A 1,253-nucleotide genomic window follows, 5' to 3' on the forward strand; every position below is an offset into this window, starting at 1 on the left:
CACCATGCGGATGGCTTCTTCCTTGAACTCCGGCGAGAACTGCCTGCGACGCCTTGCCACGTACCTACCTCTTCCAGACTTCTGTCAGCTTATGTAGCCGACTGTCCGGAATCTGCTAGGCGCCTCAAACACCCTCACCTGGCGCGTCATCTGTACCGGGACTGACGACGTCTCGCGATCACCTCGGCGGTGGAGCAATGATCGAAACCTGTGGATCTGCCGGGAAGGGGTGTACCTTCCCGGATCATCCGATGTGGTTTCGAGATAAGGCCGACGCGCCAACGTCGGTCGGGAAGGCACACCCGTGCCGCTTACCGTAGTGCCCGAACTGCCCGCTGACGACTGCAACCCCGTTCCTGCCGGATCTCCCTCGTCGCTGATCGATCAGATCGTCCGCGACGGTGCCCGCAGGATGCTCGCCGCCGCGCTGCAGGCCGAGGTGGACGCCTACATCGCCGCCTTCGCCGACGAGCACGACGAGCACGGCCGCCGCCTGGTCGTGCGGAACGGCTCCCATGCCCCGCGGGAGATCCTCACCGCAGCCGGCGCGGTCGAGGTCAAGGCTCCGCGGGTCAACGACAAGCGCATCGATGAGGAGACGGGCGAGCGCCGGCGGTTCTCTTCGGCGATCCTGCCGGCGTGGGCGCGTAAGTCCCCGCAGATCACTGAGGTGCTGCCGCTGCTGTACCTGCACGGGTTGTCCAGCGGGGACTTCGTGCCCGCACTGGGGCAGTTCCTTGGCTCCAAGGCGGGGCTGTCCGCCTCGGTGATCACGCGTCTCACCGAGCAGTGGAAGGGTGAGCAGCGTGCCTTCGCCGCTCGTGACCTGTCCGGGGTGGACTACGTCTACCTGTGGGTGGACGGCATCCACGTCAACATCCGGCTGGAGGAGCACAAGCTGTGTCTGCTGGTGATGATCGGCGTGCGCGCCGACGGCCGCAAGGAGCTCGTGGCGCTGTCCGACGGCTACCGGGAGTCCACCGAGTCGTGGGCCGATCTGCTGCGTGATTGCCGACGGCGTGGGATGCGGGCGCCGGTACTGGCGATCGGGGATGGCGCGCTCGGTTTCTGGGCGGCGTTGCGGGAGGTGTTTCCGCAGGCAAGGAGCAGAGGTGCTGGTTTCACAGAAGCCACCAAGAAATAAAGCGTTGCTTTCTGATCTTCGGTTCGTTGGGACGGTATGGGCTTCCCCGACGACGTCTTGTCTCAACTCGCACGGCGGTTCGACGTGCTCCTTCCGCATCTGAATGAGC

1 pseudogene is annotated in these 1,253 nt (G+C 65.1%); it reads left to right on the plus strand.

Annotated features, from left to right (window positions below):
* Nucleotides 1-328: 328 nt before the first annotated feature.
* Nucleotides 329-1,128, plus strand: a pseudogene (locus tag ETD85_RS62380) (IS256 family transposase); the annotation flags it as partial.
* Between the last annotated feature and the right edge of the window lie 125 nt (nt 1,129-1,253).

The sequence above is a fragment of the Nonomuraea zeae genome, assembly GCF_005889725.1.
GTDB classification, from domain to species: domain Bacteria; phylum Actinomycetota; class Actinomycetes; order Streptosporangiales; family Streptosporangiaceae; genus Nonomuraea; species Nonomuraea zeae.